Origin of the sequence: Kitasatospora sp. NPDC089509, from assembly GCF_044749365.1 — a bacterium.
GTDB lineage: Bacteria > Actinomycetota > Actinomycetes > Streptomycetales > Streptomycetaceae > Kitasatospora.
Genome location: NZ_JBIVHS010000009.1, coordinates 219906 through 240484 on the forward strand (window position 1 = coordinate 219906; position 20579 = coordinate 240484).

Here is a 20579-nt window from a genome sequence, read left to right on the forward strand (position 1 = left end):
GTCATCGCGCGGCCAAGGGGGTGCGTGTCGCGCGATGGGCGTCGGCAGTGCCAGGTCGGGCCCGCCGAAGTTCGATGGCTCGACTATCGCATGGATCTCAGCATGTGGGCAAACCGGGTGGCTTTGATTGCAAGGTTTGTAACCTACTTCACCTTTGGATTTTGCATAGGTTCACGCTGTCGCCTGTGAATATTCATGATCTTGGTGATGCGGCCGCGCCGGGGAGCGGCCGGCGGCGGCGTCCGGGGGTGGACTCCGGGGGGTGGGATGGTCGGGGTGCGAACGGGCCGCCGTTCGTGCCGGGTTCATCGTGCGGCTGAAGTCGACCGTTGACAGTGCGTCGCTGGTGGGCATAGTCTCCGCGGTATTCGATCAAATTCGGAAGCTTGATCTCCAGTTATTTTCGGCGGGGGTAAGACGATGAAGTTGTCGCGGAGCGTTCATTCCTCCTTCCTCGGTTTTCTCACGAGGCTTCAGTAGAGTCGTCCACGTTTTTCGGATCGACCATTACCCGGCGGATTCCCGCCGCTTTCGGCAGGGGGCTCGTGGGCGGCCGTGTGCCGTCGCCCGGTGGCGCCGCCGACACCTGCTGAGCTGTCAAGTCCGTTGCAGCAAACGATCATGAGCCGCACCCCGCCGTCCTGACGGGGTTTGCTCGTGTGCGCCCGAGCGGGGCGGCCGAAGGGGTGGGGGCGCGTCGCCGCACGGCATTTTGACGCGTGCGTGACATTTGCCTGGCAGGCAGGTCGGCCACAATTGTTCGATCAATCCTGGTGCTGCCCGGGTCGGTCGGGCTAGGCTCGGGGCGCGGTATCGGGGGGTATCGCGGAGTCGGGGGGCCGGCTTCTATGCCAATCTTCCTGTGAATTCCCTGAGAGATCTCCGGACGTCGTATTCCGGAGGTCATTTGCGTGCGTCCCGCTTGTCATTCATCGGCCGTCCGAAAAGGTCGGCCGACAGCTGCCGTGGTACGGAACGACACCGCCTGCGCCGCCCGGACGGGCGCCCGGACGTTGGGAGAGTTGGGCCAGTGAGCAGTTCCGAGGCCGAGGTGGCCGAGACGGATGTCGCGATCGTCGGGATGGCCGGCCGGTTCCCCGGCGCCGACGACCTGGAGTCCTTCTGGCGCCTGCTGAGCGAGGGCCGGGAGGGCATCACCCGGTTCAGCCGCGAGGAACTGGCGGCGGCGGGCGTCCCCGCCCGGCTGCTGGACGACCCGGACTACGTGCCGGCCCACGGCGTCATCCCGGACGTCGACCTCTTCGACACGGGGTACTTCGAGTACACCCCGGCCGAGGCCGCGATCACCGATCCCCAGCACCGCGTCCTGCTGACGACCGGTCACGCCGCCCTGGAACACGCCGGTTACGACCCGGCCCGCTACGACGGACTGATCAGCGTGTACGCCGGGGCGGCGATCAACACCTACCTCCAGCAGGAGGTGCTGCCCCGCGTCGACCAGACCACCACGTCGAACCACTTCGCGGTGATGGTCGGCAACGACAAGGACTTCCTGGCCACCCGGCTCTCCTACAAGCTCGACCTCAGGGGCCCGAGCTACACCGTGCAGACCGCCTGCTCCACCTCGCTGGTGGCCATCCACCTCGCCTGCCAGGGGCTCATCAACGGCGAGTGCGACCTGGCGCTGGCCGGTGGCGTCACGGTCAAGCTGCCGCAGACCAAGGGCTACCTGTACGAAGAGGGCGCGATCCTGTCCAAGGACGGCCATGTGCGCACCTTCGACGCCGGGGCCAGCGGCACGGTGCTCGGCAACGGCGTCGGCGTCCTGGTGCTCAAGCTGCTCCGCGACGCCATCGCCGACCGCGACACCGTCCACGCGGTGATCAAGGGCTCGGCGACCAACAACGACGGTTCGGGCAAGGTCAGTTTCGCCGCCCCGGGCGCCGCCGGGCAGGTCGCCGTCATCCGCGAGGCCCACGCCGTGGCCGGCGTCGACCCGGAGTCGATCGGCTACGTCGAGGCCCACGGCACCGCCACCCGGCTCGGCGACCCGGTCGAGGTCTCCTCGCTCACCAAGGCGTTCCGGGCGGGCACCGAGCGGTCCGGCTTCTGCGCCATCGGCTCGGTGAAGTCCAACATCGGCCACCTGGACGCCGCGGCCGGCGTCGCGGGCGTGATCAAGACGGCGCTGATGATGCGCCACCGCACGCTCGTCCCGACCGTCAACCACCACGAGCCCAACCCGGCCCTCGACCTCGCCACCACCCCGTTCAGGATCAGCACCGACACCGTGCCGTGGACCGCCGAAGGGCCGCTGCGGGCCGGCGTCAGCTCCTTCGGCATCGGCGGCACCAACGCCCACGCCGTCCTCCAGGAGGCCCCGGCGGCGCCCGCCGCCGACGGCTCCCGCGCCACCCAGGTGCTGGTCCTGTCCGCGCGGACCACGACCGCCCTGCGCACCGCGGCCGACCGGCTCGCCGCCCACCTGGAGGGCGGGGAGCAGGCCGCGCTCGCGGACGTCGCCCACACCCTGGCGGTGGGCCGCCGGGTCCACGAGTACCGCCTCGCCGTCGCCGGGGCCGACCGCGCGGCCCTGGCCGACGCGCTGCGCACGGCCGAGCTGCCCGAGCGGCCGGCCGCCGGGAAGCCGTCCTTCGTCTTCACCGAGCGGGTCGCCGACGCCGGGGCGCTCGCCGAGCGCTGGTGCGCCGCCGAGCCGGCCTTCGCCGAGCACCACCGGGCCGCGCTCGCGGCGGGCGCGGACCGGCACGGCGAGCCCGGCCTGGTCTTCGCCCTGCAGTACGCGCTGGGGCGGCTCTGGCTCGACTGGGGCCTGCGCCCGGCGGCCGTGCACGGGGACGGGGTGGCCGGCTGGGCCGCCGCCTGTGCGACCGGTGCGGTCGAACTCGCCGACGGCGTCGCCGGGTTGGCCGAGCCCGGCCGGGAGGTGCCCGCCGCGGCCGCCGGCCGGTCCGCGCGGATCCCGCTGCGCCCGGCCGGGGAGGAACCGCAGGGCCCGGCGCTGGGCGTGGCGGACGGCCCCTGGGCGGCCGTGGCCCGCGCCTGGTCGGCCGGTGCCGAGGTGGACTGGGCGCAGTGGTTCGCCGGTGAGCGGCGCGGCCGGGTCCCGCTGCCGACCTACCCGTTCGAGGGGCGCCGGTGCTGGATGGCCGGCCCGGACGCCGCCGCCGCGCCGGTCGCCGGCGACGGCGGGCCGCACCCGATGCTCGACCGGAACGTCTCGGACCTGGACGGTCTTGCCTTCAGCAGTGCGCGGACCGGTACCGAGTTCTACCTGGCGGACCACCGGGTCGGCGGCGAACCGGTGATGCCGGCCGTCGGCTCGCTGGAACTGGCGCGCGCGGCGGGCGAGTCGGCGCTCGGCGGCCCGGTCCGGCTGAACGGCGTCAGCTTCGAGCAGCCGCTCTCGTACGCGGCCGGGCCGCGCACCGTGCTGGCCTCGCTCTGGCGCGAGCCGGACGGCGGCGGCTTCGAGCTCGCCGACGGCGAACTGGTGCACGCGGCGGGCGGGTTCCGCGCGGCGACGGCCGACCCGGCCGACCCGGTGGACCTGGCGGTGCTGTCCGCCCGCTGCCCCGAACCGGTCGCCCACCGGGACTGCTACACCGCCCTGCGGGCGCGCGGACTGGACTACGGGCCCCGGATGCGGGCGCTGACCGAGGTCCGGCTGGGCGACGGCGAGGCGCTCGGCACCCTGGAGCCGCCCGCCGGTTCGGCGCTGGACGGCGCCCTGCTCAACCCGGCGCTGATGGACGGCGCCCTGCACGCACTGGTGGTCCTGCTCGCCCGCTCCTACGGCGACGCGGCCGACGGCTTCCTGCCGATGGCGCTCGGCGAGCTGGTCGCGCACGGGCCGGTGGCCGGGCCGTGCCGGGTCCGGGTGACGGTCTCCCACCTGGGCGACAAGGTCGCCCGCGCCGACCTCACCGTGGTCGACCCGGACGGCCGGGTGCTGGCGGAGCTGCGCGAACTCGCCGTCCGGGTGCTGCGCGGGTCGGACCGCTCGGCGCTGCTGGTCCGCCGCTGGGTCGACGCACCGGTCGAGGCGCCGGTCGATGCTGTCGCGCCTGCGGCCGTCGTGGCCGGGGCCGTCGTGGTCGCCGGGACGGCGGAGCGCCGGGAGCGGCTGGCCGGGATCCTGGCCGCGGGCGGTGTCGCGGACGTCACCGCCGTCGACCACGCCGAGGACCTCCCGGCCGCGGCCCCCGCCGTCCTGCTGGTGGACGAGCCGGCGCCCGAGCAGGCCCTGCGCCTGGTGCGGGAGCTGCTCCGGGCACGCCCGACCGCGCCGGTCCGGGTGCTGCTGCTGCACCGTCACGACGCCGGGGGAGCGCTCCCCGAGCGCGCCGCGCTGGCGGCCTTCGCGCGCGCCGTCCGGGCCGAGAACCCGCTGCTCGCCGTCCAGGCGGTGGGCCTGGCCGAAGGGGTGGACGAGGCCGCGGCGCTCGCCGCCGAACTCGCCGGGGACGGCCGCGACCCCGAGGTCGCCCATGCGGCCGCGGGCCGCCTGGTCCCGGCGGTCGGCGTCGCCGAGGAGGCCCCGGCGGTCGGGATCCGCGACGGCGGCGTCTACCTCGTCACGGGTGGCGCGGGCGGACTGGGCCGGGCCGTCGCCGACTGGCTGCTGAGCCGTGCCGACGCCCGGGTGGTGCTGCTGGGCCGGGCCGCGGAGCCGGCCGCGGCGCTGGACGCCCGGGTGGCGTACCGCAGCGCCGACGTGTCGGACCCGGCCGCGCTGGCCGAGCGGCTGGCGGAGGTCCGGGCCGAGTTCGGGCCGCTGAACGGCGTGGTGCACGCCGCGGGCGTGCTCCGGGACGGCTTCGCCCTCACCAAGTCCGCCGAGGACTTCGCCGCCGTCCTGGCGCCCAAGGTCGCCGGGCTGCGGGCGCTGGACGCGGCCACCGCCGACGATCCGCTGGACTTCTTCGTCGCCTTCTCCTCGATCGCCGCCCACATCGGCAGCGTCGGGCAGAGCGACTACGCGTACGCCAACGCCTTCCTGGAGGCGTACGCCGAGCGCGATCGGCGGGTGACCGCGATCGCCTGGCCGATGTGGGCCGACGGCGGCATGCGCCAGAGCGCCGAGGCGGCGGCCGGGATCGCCGACCGCACCGGCTTCGGCGTCCTGCCCACCGCGGCCGGCCTCGCCCTGCTGGAGCGGGCGCTCGGCGCGGGCGGTGCGCTGATCGCCGGGTACGGGGACACCGGGCGGATCGCCGCCGCGCTCACCGCCCCGGCGGCGCCCAGGGCCGCCGCATCCGCTGTCGTGCCGGCGCCCGTGCTCGACGACAACGACCCTGGCGCCGACGGCGAGCCGCGGGCCGCCGCGCTGCGGCTGCTGCGCGGGCTGATCGCCGCCGAGACCGGTCTCGGCCCGGAGGAACTGGCCGAGGACGGCCCGTTCGACCGCTACGGGATCGACTCGCTGGTGATCACCAAGCTCAACCGGGAGCTGGACCAGCGCTTCGAGGGACTCTCCAAGACGCTGTTCTTCGAGTACGCGACCCTCGGCGAGCTGGCCGACTTCTTCGCCGAGCAGCACGCCGCCGTCCTGCTGGGCGGGGCCGCGTCCGCCCCGGGGGCCGGTTCCGCGCCGACCGCGACCAAGGCCGTCGGGCGCCCGGCCCGCTCCGTCCGGCGCGGGTTCGCCGGGAAGGACGCGGCCCCCCTGCCGGAGGACGAGGCGATCGCGGTGATCGGCCTGGCCGGCCGCTTCCCGATGGCCGACGACCTGGACGAGTTCTGGCGCAACCTGCTGGCCGGCCGCGACTGCGTCACCGAGATCCCGGCGGACCGCTGGGACCACACCCGCTGGTACGACGCCGACCCGGCCGCGCCCGGCCGCGCCCACACCCGCTGGGGCGGCTTCCTGCGCGACGTGGACCGCTTCGACCCGGTCTTCTTCGGGATCTCGCCCCGCCAGGCCGAGGTGATGGACCCGCAGGAGCGGCTGTTCCTGCAGACCTCCTGGCATGCGCTGGAGGACGCCGGGTACCGCCGGGCCGACCTGGCCGGCCGCCCGGTCGGCGTGTACGTCGGCGTCATGTACGGCGAGTACCAGTTCCACGGCGCGCTGGACGCGCTGCGCGGCGGCCGGCCGCTGACCGGCTCGTCCTTCGCGACCATCGCCAACCGGGTCAGCCACGCCCTCGACCTGTCCGGCCCGAGCATGGCCCTGGACACCATGTGCTCGTCCTCGCTCACCGCGATCCACCTGGCCTGCGAGAGCCTGCGCCGGGGCGAGACCGAGCTGGCCGTCGCCGGTGGCGTCAACGTCTCGGTGCACCCGTACAAGTACGCGTTCCTGAGCCAGGGCCGCTTCCTCTCCTCGGACGGCCGCTGCCGGGCCTTCGGCGCCGGCGGGGACGGCTACGTGCCGGGCGAGGGCGTGGGCGCCGTCCTGCTCAAGCCGTACCGCCGGGCCGTCGAGGACGGCGACCGGATCCACGGCGTGATCCTGGGCAGCGCCGTCAACCACGGCGGCCGGACCAACGGCTACACCGTGCCGAGCCCCCGGGCGCAGCAGCGGGCGATCACCGACGCGATGGCCCGGGCCGGGGTGACCCCGACGGACATCGGCTACCTGGAGGCCCACGGCACCGGCACCGACCTCGGCGACCCGATCGAGCTGACCGGTCTGACCAACGCCTACCGCGAGGCCGGTGCCGCTCCCGGCACCTGGCCGATCGGCTCGGTCAAGTCCAACGTCGGCCACCTGGAGTCCGCCGCCGGCATGGCCGGACTGACCAAGGTGCTGCTGCAGTTCGCCCACCGGACCCTGGTGCCCTCGCTGCACAGCGCCGAGCTCAACCCGAACATCGACTTCGACCGCTCCCCGTTCCGGGTGCAGCGCGGGACGGCCGCCTGGCCGGAGGGCAGCGGGCCGCGCCGGGCCGGGCTGAGCTCCTTCGGCGCCGGCGGCTCCAACGCCCACCTGGTGCTGGAGGAGTCGCCGCGCCCCGACCCGTCGGCCGGCCGGCCGGCCGGGGAGCAGCGCGCCGACGAGCCGGTGCTGTACCTGCTCTCCGCCCGCGACGAGGAGCGGCTGCGCGCCTACGCGGCCCGGTCGGCGGAGTTCCTGGCGGACGCCCGCGTCCCGCTGGCGGACCTCTGCTTCACCACTCAGGTGGGCCGCGAGGCGATGCGGGCCCGGCTCGCGGTGGTCGCCACCGACGGCGCCGACCTCCTCGCCGCGCTGCGCGGCTACGCCGACGGCGGGCCAGTCCCCGCGGTGACCGGTGACGACGCCCTGGCGGAGTCGGCCCGCCGCTGGCTGGCCGGCGCGGACGTCGACTGGGCGGCCTGGCACGCGGCCCGGCCGGGCCCGGCCCCGCGCCGGGTCGGCGCCCCGAACTACCCGTTCGCGCCGGAGCGTTACTGGATCCCGCTGGACCCGGACCTGGGCGTCACGGCGCCCCACCCGCTGGTGGACGCCAATGAGTCGACGGTCGCGGAGGTGCGGTTCCGCAAGACCCTGCGCGCGGCCGACCGCCTGCTGCGCGACCACCTGATCGAGGGCCGGGCCCTGCTCGCCGGTGCCGCCACCCTGGAGTTCGTCCGGGCCGCGGCCGGTCTGGCCGAGCCGGGCGTGCGGCACGCCCTGCGGGACGTGGTCTGGGGGCGGGTGGTCGAACTGCCCCGGGGCGAACTGGACCTGTACGTCGCGTTCCGGCCCGAGGGGGACCGGCTCGGCTTCGAGGTGTACAGCGGGCAGGGCGACGGGCGGACCACCCATGCCCGGGGCGGCGTGGTGCCCGCCCCGGCGGCCGGGGCCGGCGCGCAGCGCCTGGACGACGTCCGCGGCCGGCTGGCGCCGGTCCGGGACCGGGCGTCCGTGTACGCCGACTACCGGGCCGCGGGCTTCGCGTACGGCCAGTCGTACCAGGTCGTCGAGGAGGTCCGGAGCGGGCCGGGGGAGGCACTGGTCCGGCTCGGCGGGTCGGGGGCGGTCGACGGGCCGGAGCTGTCCGCGGCGCTGCTCGACGGCGCCCTGCGGGCCTGTCACTGGGCCGGTCGGACCGCCGCCCCCGGTCGGGGCGAGTTGGCGGTGCCGTTCAGCCTGGGGGCACTCGACCCCGTCGATCCGCTCGACCCCGTCGGCCCGCTCGACGGGCCCGACCGGTCGACCGCCGTCCGGTACGCGCACGCCCGGCTGACTGGTGAGACGGCCGGGGTCCGCCACTTCGACCTCACCCTGTACGACGAGCACGGCCGAGTCCTGGCCGAGCTGCGGGACTTCGCGGGCCGGACCACCGCGGGCACGGCTTCGGCGTCGACGCCTGCCGCTGCGGCAGGACAGGTGCGGCTCTACGCGCCGCACTGGCAGCCCGCCGCCGAGCCGGGGCAGCAGAGCCCGGCCGGCACCCTGGCCCTGATCGGCCGTCGGCCCGAGCTGGAGGCGGCGCTGGCCGCCGCCGGGGTGTGGCGCCGGGTGGTGACCGTCGCCGAGGGCCCGCGGCTCGGCGAGACGCTGGCCGACCTGAGCGGTGCCGACGGCCTCGACCTGGCCGTGCTCCCCGGGGCCGCCGCGGCCGCCGGGCAGTCCCCGGCCGACCTGCTCGACCGCACCTGTGCCACGGTGCTCGACGTGCTGGACGCGGTGCGCTCCGGCGCGCTGCCCGGCCGGGTCCGCTGCGCCCTGGTGCACACCCAGGACGAGGGCCGGGACCGGCCCGAGTGGGCCGCGCTGGCGGGCTTCGCCCGCTCCACGGCCGCCGTCGCGCCCCGCTTCGAGCTGCTGACCCTGGCCGTCGACGGGCGGACCCCCGCCGAGGAACTCGCCGCCGCCCTCGCGGTCGAGCTGTCCGCCGCGACCGCGGTGGCCGGCGCGGAGGTGCGCCGCACGGCGGACGGCGGGCGCGCGGTGCGGGTGCTGCGGCCGCTGACCGGCGCCGAGCGGGAGACGGCCGACGAGCGCCCCCGGCTGCGCGAGGGCGGCGTCTACGTCCTCACCGGCGGCAGCGGGGCGATCGGGCACGCGCTCGCCGGACACCTGGCCCGGACGTACCGCGCGAAGCTGGTGCTGATCGGCCGTTCCGAGCCGGACGCCGCGGCGCTGGACCGGCACCGGGAGCTCGCCGGGCTGGGCGCCGAGGTCTGCGCGCTGCGCGCCGACGTGGCGAAGCCCGAGGAGCTCGCCGCCGCGCTGGCCGCCGCCCGGGCCCGCTTCGGCGCCCCGCACGGCGTCTTCCACCTGGCCGGCGTCGCCGACGGCGGACACGTCACCGACGGGGACCGGGTCCGGTTCGGCCGGGTGCTGGCCGCCAAGACCCACGGCCTGGTCCACCTGGACCGGCTGACCCGGGACGACGAGCTGGACCTCTTCGTGGTCTTCTCCTCGGTCTCCTCGCTGGTCGGCGACTTCGGCGCGGCGAGCTACGCGACCGGCAACCGGTTCGCGGACCTCTACACGGCGCTGCGCGACGACCGGACCCGCGAGGGGACGCGGCACGGCCGCAGCCTGTCGCTCGCCTGGCCGCTCTGGGCGGTCGGGGGCGTGGACGGACTGGTCGGGCAGCAGGAGCTGGCCGCGTACACCCGGCGCACCGGGATGGCGGCGCTGACGGCCGAGCAGGGCGTCGAGGCCTTCGAACGGGCGCTCGCCGCCGGGCGGCCCTGGCTGGTGCCGGCCTGGGGCGACCCGGCGGCGCTGGACGCGGCGCTCGCGGGCGCCCCGGCCGGGCCCGCCCCGGCCGTCGTACCGGCGCTCGCTCCGGCCGTCGCCCCCGCGGCGGGCCGCCCGGCCGGGGCCGGCCACCGGGCCCGGCTGCTGGAGCACCTGCGCGGCGTGGTGGCCGGGGTGCTCAAGCTGCCCGTCGGCCGGCTCGACAGCCGGGTCGTGCTGCAGGACTACGGCATGGACTCGGTGCTGGTGATGGACGCCAACTCCCTGCTGGGCAAGGACTTCCCGGGGCTCAGCGGCAGCGTGTTCTTCGAGTACCGGACGGTCGACGAACTGACCGACCACCTGCTCGCCGACCACGCCGACGCGGTGGCCCGGTTGTTCCCGGCCGAGGTCGAGGCCGAGGTCGAGGTCGGGACCGGGACCGGGAGCCGGGCCGTCCCGCTGGGCGCCCCGGTGCCGGGGTCGGTGACCGTGCCGGTGACCGACCCGGCGGCCGACCGGGCATCCCGCCCGGCGGAGCCGGACGAGCCGATCGCCGTCATCGGGATCAGCGGCCGCTACCCCGGGGCGGCCGACCTGGAGCAGTTCTGGCGCAACCTGGCGGCCGGCCGGGACTGCGTGACCGAGGTCCCCGCCGACCGCTGGGACGCCGACGCCCTGTACGACCCGGACCCGGCCGCGCCCGGCCGCAGCTACGGCCGGTGGGGCGGCTTCCTGGACGACGTGGACTCGTTCGACTCCCTGTTCTTCCAGATCTCGCCCAAGCAGGCCCGCTCGATGGACCCGCAGGAGCGGCTGTTCCTGGAGACGGCCTGGTCGGCGCTGGAGGACGCCGGGTACCCGCCGTCGCGCATCCCGGCGCCGCGGTTCGGCGGCGAGGGCCACGACGTCGGCGTGTTCGTCGGCGTGATGTGGGACGACTACGCCGTCCTGGCGGCCACCGAGTCCGCCCGGGGCAACCACCAGGTGGTGCTGGCCAACCGGTCCTCGATCGCCAACCAGGTCTCCTTCTTCGGGGACTTCCGCGGGCCCAGCGTCGTGGTGGACACCGCCTGCTCGGCCTCCCTGGTGGCGCTCCACCAGGCCTGCGAGAGCATCCGGCGCGGCGAGTGCTCCTACGCCCTCGCGGGCGGGGTGAACGTGTCCGTCCACCCCGACAAGTACGTGCACCTCAGCAGCAAGTCGATGCTCTCCACCGACGGCCGCTGCCGGGCCTTCGGCGCGGGCGGCAGCGGCTACGTGCCCGGCGAGGGGGTGGGCGCGGTGCTGCTCAAGCGCCTCTCCGAGGCCGTCCGCGACGGCGACACCGTGCACGCCGTGATCCGTTCGACGGCCGTCAACCACGGCGGTCGCACCAGCGGCTACACCGTGCCCAACCCGCGCGCCCAACAGGCCCTGGTGGAACAGGCGTTGGCCGCCGCCGGGATCGACGCCCGGACCATCGGACACCTGGAGGCGCACGGCACCGGTACCGCGCTCGGCGACCCGATCGAGCACACCGCGCTGGCGAAGGCCTTCGGCAAGCACACCTCCGACACCGGCTTCTGCGCGCTCGGCTCGGTGAAGTCCGGCATCGGCCACCTGGAGGGCGCGGCCGGCATCGCCGGCTTCACCAAGGCCGTCCTCCAGCTGCGGCACGGCACCCTGCTGCCCACCCTGCACGCGCAGGAGCTCAACCCGGCCATCGACTTCGACCGTTCGCCGTTCACCGTGCAGCGCGAGACGGCCCCGTGGGTGCCGGTGCGGGACGCCGACGGGCGTCCGCTGCCGCGCCGGGCCGCCGTCAGCTCCTTCGGCGCCGGCGGGACCAACGCGCACGTCGTGGTCGAGGAGTACCTGCCGTCGGAGCCGGCCCCGGTCGACGCCGACGGGCCGGAGCTGATCACCCTGTCCGCCCGCGACGAGGAGCGGCTGCGCGCCTACGCGGCCCGGCTCGGCCGCGCGCTGACCGAACCCGCGGAGCACGTCGCGCGGCCGCGGCTGGCCGACGTGGCCCACACCCTGCGGGTCGGCCGCGAGCCGCTGGCCGAGCGGCTGGCGTTCGTCGCCACCGACCTCGCCGACGCCGCCGCCAGGCTCGACGCGATCGGACGCGGCGAGGGCGGCCAGTGGCTGCACCGCGGCCGGGTCGAGCAACACCCGCCGCTGGCCGGTCTGTTCGCCCAGGGCGTCGGCGGCGAGGAGTTCCTGGCCGCCCAGATCAGGGCGGGCGACGACGACCTGCTCGGACGGATGTGGGTCTCCGGCATCACGCTCGACTGGGAGCTGCTGCACCGGCTCCGGCCGGGCGCGCGCCGCCGGGTGCCGCTGCCGACCTACCCGTTCGCGCGGGTGCGGCACTGGCTGGACGTCGCTCCGGCCGCCGTGGCGGAGCTCCCGGCGGCGACCCCGGTCGCTGCTCCGGTCGCCGCTCCGGCCGACGGCCCGTACCGGCACCCGCTGTCGGCCGAGGCGCCGGAGCTGCGCGACCACGTGGTCGACGGGCGGCCGATCCTGCCCGGCGTCGGCCACCTCGACCTGGTCGCCCGGGCCTGCGGCGGGCTGACCGGCCGGGCGTTCGCCGACGTCCGCTGGGTCTCCCCGCTGGCCGTGGAGGGGACCGGGGCCCTGGTGTCGATCGCCCTGGACGGCGACCGCTACGAGGTGCGCGGGCCCGACGGCGCGGCCCGTTCGTACGGCCGGTTGACGGACGCCCCGGCGGCGCCCCCGGCGGTCGACCTCGCCGCGCTGACCTCCCGCCTGGAGCCGGGCCCCGACCGGGCCGGCTTCTACCGGCTGCTGGTCGAACAGGGCCTGGACTACGGGCCGTTCTTCCGCCGGGTCCAGCAGGTGTGGACCGGCGCCGACGAGGTGCTCGGCCGACTCGGCGACGCCGCCGGCGAGTCCGGGTACGCGCTGCACCCGGGCATCCTGGACGCCGCCCTGCACACCGTCGCCGCGCTGCTGGCCCGGCGCCGGGCCGGCCGTCGACTGCCGCTGCTGCCCTTCGCGGTGGACCGGGTCGAGGTCTTCGGCGCCGTCCCGGAGACCGGCTGGTCGTACGTCCGGGAGACCGGCACCGACCGCTGCGACGTCCTGGTGCTGGACGGGTCGGGCGCGGTGCGGGTCCGGTTCACCGGGCTGACCTACCGGGAGGCGAAGCCGTCCGCGCTGCTCGTCCACCGGCCGGTGTGGACCGCGCGGGCCGCCGACGGCACCGCCGGGCGCGCCCGCCGGGTGCTGCTGGTCGGGCCGCGGCTGGACGCCGGGCCCGCCGGGGCGATCGCCGGTGCGCACGCGGACGCGGAGGTGTGGCGGCTGCCCGTCGGGCCCGGCGGCCTCACCGACGCGGAGCTGGACCGGGCGCTGACCCGGGCCGGCGGCCCCGACCTGGTCTACTTCCTCGACGCCGGGCCGGAGCACGAGCCCGCCGACCGGGCCGCCGTGCGCGCCGTCCTGGACCGCGGCGTGGTCTCCCTGTACCGCCTGGTGCGAGCCCTGGACCGGCACGGACTGACCGACCGGGAGCTGCGACTGAAGGTCGTCACCACGGACGGGTACCCGCTCGGCGCCGACGACGCCTCCGGCCCGTGGCCGGTCGGCCTGGCCGGCCTGGCCGCGGTGGTGGCCAAGGAGTGGCCGAACCTGAAGGTCGCGCTGGTCGACGTGCGCTCGGCCGAGGCCGGCGAGAGCGTCCCGGCGATCGTCGCCGAACCGTTCCCGGCCCGGCCGGTCCCGGTCTCCGTCCGGGCCGGCGTCCGGCGCGAGCGCGGGTTGGAGCGGGTCGAACTGCCCGCGGCCGCGACCCGGTTCCGCACCGGCGGGGTCTACCTGGTCGTCGGCGGGCTGGGCACGGTCGGCCGGGACACCTGCCGGCACCTGGCCCGGACCTACCGGGCGAAGCTGGTCCTGGTCGGGCGCTCGCCGCTGGACGAGGCCCGGCGGCGGACCGTCGCCGAACTGGAGGCCGCCGGGGCCGAGGTGCGCTACCTGGCCCTGGACGCCAACGACCCGGCCGAGCTGGCCGGCGCCGTCCGGCTGGCCAGGAGCGAGTTCGGCGCCCTGCACGGCGTGATCAACGCCGCGATGGTGCTGGTCAACCAGGTCGTCCGGGAGCTGCCGGAGGACCGGCTGCGGGTCGCCCTGGAGTCCAAGGCCGACTCGACCTGGAGCGTGCTGCGGGCGGTCCGCGGGGAGTCCCTCGACTTCGTGCTCTGCTTCTCCTCCGGGGTCGCCTTCGAGGGCAACCACGGACAGGCCGGCTACGCCGCGGGCTCCACCTTCGCCGACGCGTACGCCCTGCACGCCGCCCGGACCCTGCCGTTCCCGGTGCGGGTGCTCAACCTGGGCTACTGGCACGCGGGCGGGGACGCGGAACGCGAGCGGGTGCTGCGCCGCTTCGAGGCGGCCGGGGTACGGCCGCTGACGGCCGAGTGGGGCATGGCCGCCGTCGAGCGGACCCTCGGGTCCGCGGTGCCCCAGGTGTTCGCGCTGGACGCCGACCGGCAGATCCTGGACGGCCTGGGCGTCGACCCGGACCGGACCCTCACCGTGGCCGCGGGCCGGGACCCGGTCCGGCGGCCCGAGGTGACGGTCGCCCGGAGCTCCGCCACCGACGGCGCGCTGACGGAGTACCAGCTCGCCGTGGCGGAGGCCGAGGAGCTGACCCACCGGCTGCTGGCGGCCGTGCTGCGCCGGGCCGGCGTGTTCGAGCAGGCCCCGGCCGTCCGCGACCGCGCCGAGCTGGCCGCCCGGGTCGGCGTCGTCCCCGAGCACGCCGCGCTGTTCCGGGCCCAGCTGGACCTGCTGGTCGCCACCGGGTACCTGGTGGCGGACGGCGACGGCCTGCGCCCGGCCGGGCGCCCGGTGGAGGACGAGGCCGCCGTGGGGCGGGAGTTGGCGGCGCTGATGGACCGCCACCCCGGCATCGTCCCGGTCGCCGGGCTGCTGCGGGACTGCCTGGCGGTGCTCCCGGAGGTGCTCACCGGGCGGGTGTCGGCCATGGACGTGCTGTTCCCGGAGGGCTCCGCGGAGCGGGTCGCGGCCGTCTACCGGGGCGACCCGGTGACCGACCACTGCAACGCCGAGGTGGCCCGGCTGGTCGTCGAGCAGGTCGAGGCCCGGCGCTCCGCCGAGCCCGGCGCCCCGGTGCGCGTCCTGGAGGTTGGCGCGGGCACCGGCGGCACCACCGCGACCGTGCTGGCCGCCCTCGCCCCCTACGCGGACTCCGTCGAGTACGTCTTCACCGACGTCTCCCCGGCCTTCGTCCGCCGGGCCCGGCAGCGGTTCGGCGCGGACCACCCCTTCGTCCGCTTCGAGACGCTGGACATCGAGGCGGAGCGGCCCGGCGGCGGCGCGCCGACCGGCGTCCACGACGTGGTGTTCGGCACGAACGTGTTCCACGCCACCGGCCGACTGGCCCACACCCTGACCCGGGCGAAGTCCCTGCTGCGGCGGGGCGGGGTGCTGCTGCTCACCGAGGGCACCCTGCCGCAGAGCCGGCTGGCGCTGATCTTCGGCCTGACGGCGGGCTGGTGGCTGTTCGACGACGCGGACCACCGGATGCCGCACTCGCCGCTGGCGAGCGAGCGCCAGTGGCGGGACGTGCTGGCGGGCTGCGGCTTCCGGGACGTCAGCGCCGGGGCGCCGACCACCGGGGCCGGGCCGGCCTTCCAGAGCGTCATCGCGGCGGTCAGCGACGGCGTCGTGCCGGTGGTCCGGGCGGTCCCGGCCACGGCGGTCACGGCGGTCACGGCGGCTGTGGCGGCGACGGCGGTCGAGGCCGCCGTGCCGGTCGGGAGCGCCGGGTCCGACGCGCTGGAACAGGTGACGGCGGTGTTCGCCCGGGTGCTGGAGATGGCCCCCGAGCAGCTGGACCCCGACCTGACCTTCGAGAACTACGGGGTGGACTCGCTGGTCACGCTCGAACTGACCCGCGCGCTGGAGGCGCTGTACGGCCCCCAGCCGGCCACCCTGCTGTTCGAGCGGATCACCATCCGCAGGCTCGCCGAGCACTTCCGGTCCGTGGCACCGCCGGCTCCCGTCGCCCCGGCCGTGCCCGCTGCTCCCGCCGCGCCGCCGTCGGCCCCTGTGGTCGAAACGGCCGGGCCCGTCGGGACCGGCGGGCCCGACGAGGCCGAGCGCCTGGTCGCCGGCCTGTCCGACGAGGCCGTCGACGAGCTGCTGGCCGAACTCCTGTCCCAGCGCGGCGGGTTCGAAGGAGGCGCCCGATGACGGCCGAGCCGTTCAGCTGTGTGGTGATCGGCGAGGAGCCGCTCCTGGTGGAGTGCACCAGGCTGCTGCTCGCCCGGGGGCACCGGGTGGCCGCCGTGGTGTCGCCCGACGAGGAGCTGCGCTCCTGGGCGGAGCGTGAGGGACTGTCGGCCGTGCGGCTCGACCGGGACCTCGCCGACCGGCTGGCTCCCCTGGAGTTCGACTACCTGTTCAGCATCGCCAACCTGCGGATGCTGCCGGCGCCGGTGCTGGCCCTGCCCGCCCGGCTGCCGGTCAACTTCCACGACGGGCCGCTGCCCCGGCACGCCGGCCTGTTCGCCACCAGCTGGGCCATCCTGGACGGCGACAAGGACCACGGCGTCACCTGGCACGTGATGACCGAGGAGGCCGACACCGGCGACGTGCTCAAGCGGCGCGCCGTCCCGGTCGGTCCGGCCGACACCGTGCACGAGCTCGACGTCGCCTGCTTCGACGCCGCCGTGGAGTCCTTCGGCGAACTCGTCGACGAGCTGGCGGCCGGCACCGCCACCCGCACGCCGCAGGACCTCGACCTGCGGACGTACCACGGGAGGTACGACGGACTGCCGCGCGGCGGCGTGGTCGACTGGCGGCGCCCGGCCGCCGAGCTGGACGCGGCCGTGCGCGCGACCGCGTTCGGGCACCGGCGCAACGACTTCGGCGTCCCGCTGCTGGCCCTCGGCGACCGGCTGCTGGCCGTGCGCGGCGCCGAGGTGTCCGACCGGCCGTCCACCGAGGCGCCCGGCACCGTCGTCGGCGTCGACCCGGACGCCCTCACCGTGGCCACCGTCGACCGGGACGTCCGGCTCACCGGACTGGCCGAGCCGACCGGCGAGCGGATCGACCCGGCGGCCGTCGCCGAGCTGCTGACCCGCGCCCACGACGGGCGCTTCCCCCAGCTCGGGGACGAGGCCGTGGCCGAGCTGGCCCGGGCCGGCCGGGCCGCGTTCCGGGGGGAGCGGCACTGGTCGGCCGTGCTCGGCACGCTGGAGCCGCTGCTGCCGCCCCGGCTCGGCCGGCTCCCGGAGGCCGCGGCGCAGGACGCGGCGCAGGACGGCGCGCTGACCACCGCTCAGGCCGCCGCGCAGGCCCGTCCGGTCGCGCTGCCCGCGGCCCTGCGGGCCGGTGCGGTGGCGCCCGAGGCGACCGCGCTGGCCGCGGTGCTCGCCCTGCTGGCCCGGCTCACCCGGGGCGGCGAGCGGGACGTCGCGCTGGCCACCGCCGTGCCGACCGGCCCGGCCGGCGGGCTGCTCGCCGCCGAGCTGCCGTTGCGCACGCCGGAGGACCCGCTCGACCGGACGCTGCCGGAACTCGCCGGGCTGGTCGCCGCCGAGACCGCCGCCGTCCGGGGCCGCTCGCCGTACCGGCAGGACCTCCTGCTGCGGCACCCGGGGCTGGCCGCCGTCCGGGCCGGGCTGCCGGTCGCGGTGGTGCTCCCCGGCACGGAACCCGCCACCGGCGCCGGGGCCGGTGCGGCCCGCGCCCTGACCGTCCGCATCGACTCCGAGGGCACGGTCCGCTTCACGGCCGGACATGACCTGACGAATCGTCATATGGCATGGATCGCCGACCGGTTCGAGCTGTTCCTCGCCGCCGCCGCGGCCGAGCCGGACCGGCCGCTGGGCACCCTGGGACTGCTCGACGCGGACGAGCGGCGGCTGCTCCGGGACCGGTGGAACGACACGGCCGAGGAGTACCCGAGCGGGACCACCGTCAGCCGGCTGGTCGCCGACCTCGCCTGCGCCGCCCCCGCCGCCGTCGCCGTCCGCTTCGAGGACCGCGAGCTCGGCTACGCCGAACTGGACCAGGCAGCCGACCGGCTGGCCCGGCACCTGGTCGGCCTGGGCGCCGGCCCCGGCGGCTTCGTCGGCGTCTACCTGGAACGCTCCCCGGAGCTGCTGGTCGCGCTGCTCGCCGTGCTCAAGAGCGGCGCCGGGTACGTGCCGATCGACCCGATCTACCCGCCCGACCGGATCCGGCACATGCTGGAGGACTCCGGTGCGCGGCTGGTGGTCACCGACGCCCGGCTCGGCGGCACCCTGGCCGACTTCCCGGTGACCGCCGTCCCGGTCGTCCCGGCGGAGGGCGCCCCGGCGCAGGGCGGCGCGCAGCTCCCGGCGGCCCCGATCGACCGCTCGGACCCGGACGCGGCCGCGTACGTCATCTACACCTCGGGCTCCACTGGGCTGCCCAAGGGCGTCCGGGTCGGCCACCGCGCGCTGGTCAACTTCCTCTGGACGATGGCCCGTTACCCGGGCTTCGGCTCCGCGGACTCGTTGCTGGCGCTCACCACGGTGTGCTTCGACATCGCCGGACTGGAGCTCTACCTGCCGCTGGTCCGCGGCGGCACCGTGGAGGTGCTGCCGGCCGCCGAGGCCGCCGACGGCTTCGCCCTGCGGCAGCGGATCGAGCGGTCGAGGCCGACCGTGCTGCAGGCCACGCCCACCACCTGGCAGATGCTGCTGGCCGCGGGCTGGGCCGGCGACCCGGCGCTGCGGGCGCTGTGCGGCGGCGAGCCGCTGCCCGCCGAACTGGCCGAGCGCCTCGTCGGGCGGGTCGGCGCGCTGTACAACATGTACGGCCCCACCGAGACCACCATCTGGTCCACCGTCGACCGGGTGCGGGCCGGCGAGCCGGTCACCATCGGGCGGCCCATCGGCAACACCCGCTGCCATGTGCTCGACGAGCGCGGCCTGCCCGTCCCCCCGGGCCTCCCCGGCGAGCTGTACCTGTCCGGCGACGGCGTCGCCGACGGCTACCTGGGCCGTCCGGAGCTGACCGCCGAACGGTTCGTCCCGGCCCCGGAGGCCGCCGCGGGCCGCGCCTACCGCACCGGCGACCTGGTGCGCCACCTGCCGGACGGCCGCCTGGAGTACCTGGAGCGGATCGACGGCCAGATCAAGCTGAACGGCTACCGGATCGAGCTGGGCGAGGTGGAGTCCGCGCTCCGCCGGCTGCCCGGGGTGACGGCCGCGGTGGCGCTGGTCCGCGAGGACCGGCCCGGCGAACGCCGCCTGGTCGGCTACGTGGTCGGCGGGGGAGGGCAGCCGGTGGAGCGGGCCGGGCTGCGCGCCGCCCTGCGGGAGCGGCTGCCCGGCTACATGGTCCCGGCGGCGGTGGCGGTGCTGCCGGCGCTGCCGCTCACCCCGAACGGCAAGGTCGACCGCAGGGCGTTGCCGGTGCCGGACCCGGTCGAGTCGGCCGGCGCGCCGGTCAGCACCGAGCTGGAGAAGCGGATCGCCGCCGCGTGGTGCGAGGTGCTGGGCCTGGAGCGGGTCGGCGCCGACGACAACTTCTTCGACGTGGGCGGGGACTCGCTGCGCCTCACCTCGGTCGCGGCGCTGCTGCGCGAGCGGCTCGGCCTGCCGGTCACCCGCCTGGGCATGTTCCGGTACCCGACCGTCCGCGCGTTGGCGGCCGGTCTGGCCGAGTCCGCCCCCACCTCCGCCGGGGCGCCGCAGCGGCGCTCCCGGGACGCGTCGGCGCTCGCCGAGCGGCGCACCAGAAGGGGGCGACGGTCCTGACCGGTCCCGGCACCACCCGCGACGCGGACGCCCGCTGCGCGGACAGATCCCAGACGGCTACCACGGGGGTTCCCATGTCCACATGTCAGGTCTGCTCGCTCGGCGCCGACCACCCCGGCGTCGTCCTCGACGACCGGCAGGTCTGCAACCTGTGCAACCTGGACTTCGCCGAGGACCTGCTGGTCAACTACCGCTACACCAGCGAGGTGTTCGCCGAGTTCCAGCAGGCGCCGCCGGCCGGCGGCGAGTACGACTGCCTGTTCATGTACAGCGGCGGCAAGGACAGCACCTACATGCTGGACAAGTTCGCCAACGAGTACGGCAAGCGGGTCCTGGCCTTCACCTTCGACGTGCCCTTCGAGAGCGTGCACGCGGCGCAGAACATCGCGCTGGCCCGGGAGAAGATCCCGGCCACCTTCGTGCTGGACTCCGACGACGACAACATCAAGCTGATGATGCGCGAGGTGTTCAACCGCCCCGCGCCCAAGAAGCCGGGCAAGTACCTCGACGAGAAGCTGCCCTGCGTCTCCTGCCGCACCTTCTTCGTGCTGCGGGCGATCCTGATGGCCTACCGGCAGGGGATCCCGTACATCGCGCTGTGCGCGGACCCGCAGCAGATCCTCACCATGGAGTCCAACGTCCGGGAGATCGTGCGGGACTTCTACAAGACCTTCGGCGAGCGGCTCACCGACACCCTGTTCGGCGGGCAGCTGGAGGAGCTGCTCTTCGAGGAGGAGGAGAACCTCCCGAAGATCGTCTTCCCGTTCATCGCCATGCGCCACGAGTACGAGCCGGACCGCATCGTCGAGGAGCTGCGCGCCAAGGGCCTCTACCAGTCGTCGCCGCTGGAGACCCACTGCACCCTGCTGCCGCTGCTGAACTACTACTCGTTCAAGAACTGGGACTGCATGTTCTACAAGCTCAATGCGTCCAGTCATGTGCGGTCGGTGCGGCGCAACGCCGAGTACGACCGGAGCACGTTCAGCATCAAGTTCCCCCGCTCGCTCGAACTCGGCCCGGTGGAGGAGCGGTTGGGGAAGGTGGTGCTGGCGATCGCGGCGGGCGAGGGCGAGCGGGCCGACCACCAGCGGGAGCTCGTCGACCTGTTCCAGCGGATGGGGGCCACCGAGGACGCCGCGGCCTTCGTCTCGCAGAGCTTCCTCGACATGCGCACCGTCGCCGACGACCTCGGCATCCGGCTGGGCTGAGACCCCCCG

General features: G+C 75.9%; 3 protein-coding genes. All 3 read left to right on the top strand.

Going from position 1 to position 20579, the window contains the following annotated elements:
• Positions 1 to 1030 precede the first annotated feature (1030 nt).
• The 3 genes from ACIP4P_RS21240 to ACIP4P_RS21250 all read left to right on the top strand — a co-directional run bounded on the left by ACIP4P_RS21240 (position 1031) and on the right by ACIP4P_RS21250 (position 20570).
• Complete coding sequence (locus ACIP4P_RS21240) at positions 1031 to 15820, top strand: SDR family NAD(P)-dependent oxidoreductase (RefSeq protein WP_400920576.1); 14790 nt, start codon at positions 1031 to 1033, stop codon at positions 15818 to 15820.
• Positions 15817 to 19362, top strand: coding sequence for an amino acid adenylation domain-containing protein (locus tag ACIP4P_RS21245; protein WP_400920578.1), 3546 nt, complete (start codon positions 15817 to 15819; stop codon positions 19360 to 19362). Before ACIP4P_RS21240 ends, ACIP4P_RS21245 begins: the two co-directional genes overlap by 4 nt.
• Positions 19363 to 19436: 74 nt before the next feature.
• Complete coding sequence (locus ACIP4P_RS21250; RefSeq protein WP_400920580.1) at positions 19437 to 20570, top strand: OzmP; 1134 nt, start codon at positions 19437 to 19439, stop codon at positions 20568 to 20570.
• Positions 20571 to 20579 lie beyond the last annotated feature (9 nt).